This window comes from Streptomyces chilikensis (genome assembly GCF_001642695.1).
Lineage (GTDB): Bacteria > Actinomycetota > Actinomycetes > Streptomycetales > Streptomycetaceae > Streptomyces > Streptomyces chilikensis.
In genome coordinates this window covers 9,280-13,773 of sequence record NZ_LWCC02000125.1, presented here as the reverse complement: position 1 = coordinate 13,773, position 4,494 = coordinate 9,280, and the positions used below count along the sequence as shown (strand labels likewise).

At 73.4% G+C, this 4,494-nt stretch carries 4 protein-coding genes; 1 reads left to right on the top strand and 3 read right to left on the bottom strand.

Features of this window, described 5'->3' with window-relative positions; translation table 11 throughout:
* From A2U95_RS26450 to zwf, 3 genes are all read right to left on the bottom strand, one after another.
* A partial coding sequence (locus A2U95_RS26450) for an NAD(P)-binding domain-containing protein (RefSeq protein WP_240958172.1) occupies window positions 1–406 on the bottom strand: 406 nt, incomplete at its 3' end.
* A gap of 5 nt (window positions 407–411) precedes the next feature.
* Complete coding sequence (gene opcA, locus A2U95_RS26445) at window positions 412–1,428, bottom strand: glucose-6-phosphate dehydrogenase assembly protein OpcA (RefSeq protein ID WP_166027552.1); 1,017 nt, start codon at window positions 1,426–1,428, stop codon at window positions 412–414.
* The gene (gene zwf / locus A2U95_RS26440) at window positions 1,425–3,014 is read right to left on the bottom strand and encodes a glucose-6-phosphate dehydrogenase (RefSeq protein WP_166027550.1); all 1,590 of its coding nucleotides are present in this window, start codon (window positions 3,012–3,014) and stop codon (window positions 1,425–1,427) included. The genes opcA and zwf overlap by 4 nt, the downstream gene beginning before the upstream one ends.
* 239 nt (window positions 3,015–3,253) lie before the next feature.
* On the opposite strand from zwf, the gene A2U95_RS26435 reads away from it, so the two are divergent.
* Window positions 3,254–4,494 (top strand): 6-phospho-beta-glucosidase (locus tag A2U95_RS26435; protein ID WP_166027554.1); only part of this gene is annotated, 1,241 nt, incomplete at its 3' end.

Here is a 4,494-nt window from a genome sequence, read left to right as displayed (position 1 = left end):
CCTTGGCCACGTCCTCCGCGTCGCCGCCGTACATCAGCGCGTAGCCGTTGGCCAGGCCGTGCACACCGCCGGAGACACCGCAGTCCACGAAGCCGATGCCCTTCTCGGCCAGCTCCGCGGCGTGCTTCTCGTCGTCCGTCCAGCGGGAGTTCCCGCCGTCGACCACCACGTCACCCGCGTCGAGCAGGCCGGAGAGCTCGTCGATCACGGACTGGGTGGGGGCGCCGGCCGGGACCATCACCCACACCACCCGCGGGGCGTCCAGCGAGTCGGCCAGTTCGGCCAGGCTGGCCACGTCGGAGAGGCCGGGATCACGGTCGTACCCGATCACGGTGTGGCCCGCGCGGCGGATCCGCTCGCGCATGTTGCCGCCCATCTTGCCGAGACCGATGAGTCCGAGCTGCATGTCTGTCACTTCTCCCTGTCGTTCGTCGGGCTGGTTCGCGGCCGCCGGGCGGCCTCGGCGCCTGCCGCGGACCCGGTTCCGGCCGCCGCTTCCGCTCCCGCGTCGGCCGGAGCCTCGCCGCCGCGCAGGGCGATCTCGTACATGTCGTCGGCGTCCAGGCGCCGCAGTTCCTCGGCGAGCAGCTCCGAGGTCGGCCGGATCTTCAGCGCCAGGCTCCGCGGCGGCTGGCCGGGCAGCGTGAGAGCGGCCAGCGGCCCCTCGTCCCGGACCACGGACAGCTCGCCCGGCTCCGTCTCCAGCCGGACGGCGGTGACCGCCGGGCCGGCGGAGGCCCGGACCTCGCCGGGGACCTCGAGCCGCGCCCGCAGCCACCGGGCCAGGAGTTCCGCGCTCGGATTGCCCGGCTCGGCCTCCACCACCACGCCCCGCACCGGCGCGTGCTCCTGGTCGAGGGCGGCGGCGAGGGCGGAGCGCCAGAGCGTCAGCCGGGTCCACGCCAGGTCGGTGTCGCCGGGCGTGTAGTTGGCCGCCCGCACCTCCAGCTCGGCCAGCGGGTCGGAGGCCGCGTCCATGTCGGTGATCCGGCGCTGCGCCAGCGCGCCCAGCGCGTCCCCGGCCGGGTTCTCCGGCGCGTCGACCGGCCACCACACCACCACCGGCGCGTCCGGCAGCAGCAGCGGCAGCACCACCGACTGGGCGTGGTCCCGCAACTCGCCGTACAGCCGCAGCACCACCGTCTCCCCGGGGCCCGCGTCGGCGGCCACCCGCACCTCCGCGTCCAGCCGGGGATGGGTGCGGTCCCGCGGGCTGCGCGGATGACGGCGGATCACCACCACCGTGCGGGAGGGGTGTTCCTGCGAGGCCTGCTGCGCCGCCCGCATGGCGTCGTAGGCGAACTCCTCGTCGATCACTACCACCATGGTCAGCACCATGCCCACGGCCGGCGTGCCCGACGCCCGGCGCGCGTGGAGCAGCGCCTTGTTGACTTCTCCGGCCGTGGTGTCGGTGAGGTCCAGTTTCATGGCCTGCGCCAGCTCCGTCCGTCTCGTGCGAGCATCTCGTCGGCCTCCGGGGGACCCCAGCTGCCCGCCGGGTACTTGGCGGGTACACCGTGGGTGGCCCAGTACTCCTCGATCGGGTCCAGGATCCGCCAGGACTCCTCGACCTCCTCGGTGCGGGGGAACAGGTTGGCGTCCCCCAGCAGCACGTCCAGGATGAGCCGTTCGTAGGCCTCCGGGCTGGACTCGGTGAAGGACTCGCCGTAGGCGAAGTCCATCGAGACGTCCCGGATCTCCATGGAGGTGCCCGGAACCTTCGAACCGAACCGCACGGTCATGCCCTCGTCGGGCTGCACCCGGATGACGATCGCGTTGGAGCCGAGCTCCTCGGTCGCCGTCGAGTCGAACGGCGAGTACGGGGCGCGCTGGAAGACGACCGCGATCTCGGTGACCCGGCGGCCCAGGCGCTTGCCGGTGCGCAGGTAGAAGGGGACGCCCGCCCAGCGGCGGTTGTCGATCTCCAGCTTGATCGCCGCGTAGGTGTCCGTCATGGAGGACGGGTCGATGCCGTCCTCCTCCAGGTAGCCCAGCACCCGCTCGCCGCCCTGCCAGCTGCCGGTGTACTGGGCCCGCACGGTGTGCTCGCCCAGGTCATCCGGAAGCTGGACCGCCTTGAGGATCTTGAGCTTCTCGGTCACCAGCGACTCCGCGTCGAAGGACGCGGGCTCCTCCATCGCGGTGAGGGCGAGGAGCTGCAGCAGGTGGTTCTGGATGACGTCCCGGGCCGAGCCGATGCCGTCGTAGTAGCCGGCCCGGCCGCCGATGCCGATGTCCTCCGCCATGGTGATCTGCACGTGGTCGACGTAGGACCGGTTCCACACCGGCTCGAACATCTGGTTCGCGAAGCGCAGCGCCAGGATGTTCTGGACCGTCTCCTTGCCCAGGTAGTGGTCGATCCGGAACACCTGGTCGGGGGCGAAGACCTCGTGCACCAGCGCGTTGAGCGCGCGGGCACTGGCCAGTCCGTGACCGAACGGCTTCTCGATCACCGCGCGCCGCCAGGACCCCTGGGGCGCCTCGGCCAGACCGTGCCGCTCCAGCTGCTGCACCACCCGGGGGAAGAACCTGGGCGGCACCGAGAGGTAGAAGGCGTAGTTGCCGCTGGTGCCGCGGGACGTGTCCAGCTGCTCGACCGCCTCGCGCAGCTGCTCGAAGGCGCGGTCGTCGTCGAAGTCGCCGGGGACGAAGTGCATGCCCTGGGCGAGCTGCTGCCAGACCTCCTCGCGGAAGGGGGTGCGCGCGTACTGCTCCACCGCGTCGTGCACCACCTGGGCGAAGTCCTGGTCGGCCCATTCGCGGCGGGCGAAGCCGACCAGGGAGAAGCCCGGTGGCAGCAGCCCCCGGTTCGCGAGGTCGTACACGGCCGGCATCAGCTTCTTGCGGGACAGGTCGCCCGTGACGCCGAAGATGACGAGTCCGGACGGGCCCGCGATCCGGGGGAGCCTGCGGTCGCGGGGATCACGCAGCGGGTTGCTCGTGCCCAGGAGAGGGCCGCCGGTCCCGCGCCGCGCGGCGGCCACCGTTCCGGTCGCTTCGGTCAATGTGATCATCTACTTTCTCGTCGGACGGTGAGGGCCGAGTACCGCGGTGGACCGCGGGCCATGCCAGGGCGACGCCCTCCCGAGCGATCCGCGCAGGTCAGGGCGGAGCCGCCCGTCACCCCGGAAGGGGTTCCCGCGCCCGCCCCGGCCCACACCGCCCGTTGCCCCCCGTCCCTCCCGGGGCCCACGCCGCGCCCCTGCCGCACGTCCCCCGCCGTCCCCTCCGCCCGCCGGGTTAGGTTGGCGGGATGAGGCTGACGATCGTTGGTGGGGGCGGCTTCCGCGTGCCGCTCGTGTACGGGGCGCTGCTGGCCGACCGGGGGCCCGGGCGCGTCACCCGCGTGGTGCTGCACGACGTGGACGAGGGACGGCTCTCGGCCGTCACCCGGGTGCTGGCCGAACAGGCGGAGGGCGTGCCGGACGCGCCCGAGGTGGTCGCGACCACCGACCTGGACGAGGCGCTGACCGGCGCCGACTTCGTCTTCTCGGCGATCCGCGTCGGCGGCCTCGAGGGCCGGGCCGCCGACGAACAGGTGGCCCTGGCCGAGGGGGTCCTCGGCCAGGAGACCGTCGGCGCCGGCGGCATCGCCTACGGCCTGCGCACCGTGCCGGTCGCGGTGGACCTCGCCCGCAGGGTGGAGCGCCTCGCCCCGGGCGCCTGGGTCATCAACTTCACCAACCCCGCCGGTCTGGTCACCGAGGCGATGTCCCGCCGGCTCGGCGACCGGGTGATCGGCATCTGCGACTCCCCGGTCGGCCTCGGCCGCCGCGTCGCCCGCGTCCTCGGCGTCCCCGCCGAGCGGGCCTTCGTCGACTACGCCGGGCTCAACCACCTCGGCTGGGTCCGCGCCGTGCGCGTCGACGGCGAGGACCTGCTGCCCCGGCTGCTCGCCGACCGGGAACTGCTCGAGTCGTTCGAGGAGGGCCGTCTCTTCGGCGCGGACTGGCTGCAGGCGCTGGGCGCGATCCCCAACGAGTACCTGCACTACTACTACTTCAACCGCGAGACGGTCCGCGCCTACCAGGAGGCCGAGCAGACCCGCGGCGTCTTCCTCCGGGAGCAGCAGGCCCGCTTCTACGCGAAGGCCGGCCGCCCGGGCACGTCCGCGCTGCGGCTGTGGGACCGCACCCGGGCCGAGCGCGAGGCCACCTACATGGCGGAGAACCGGGACGCGGCGGGCGCGGGGGAGCGCGAGGAGGAGGACCTCTCGGGGGGCTACGAGAAGGTGGCGCTCGCCCTGATGCGGGCGATCGCCCGGGACGAGAGGGTCACGCTGATCCTGAACGTCCGCAACCGGGGCGCCCTGCCCGGCCTGGACGAGAACGCCGTGGTCGAGGTCCCCTGCCGGGTGGACGCCAAGGGCGCGCACCCGGCGACCGCCGCCCCGCTGCCGGGCCACGCGGCCGCGCTGGTGGGTTCCGTCAAGGCGGTGGAACGCGAGGTGATCGCCGCGGCGGAGACCGGTTCGCGGGCCGCCGCCGTGAAGGC

Bases quoted from the DNA above. Each gene is read 5' to 3' on its own strand.
- opcA (WP_166027552.1), bottom strand. From the start codon at position 1,428: ATGAAACTGGACCTCACCGACACCACGGCCGGAGAAGTCAACAAGGCG.
- zwf (WP_166027550.1), bottom strand. From the start codon at position 3,014: ATGATCACATTGACCGAAGCGACCGGAACGGTGGCCGCCGCGCGGCGC.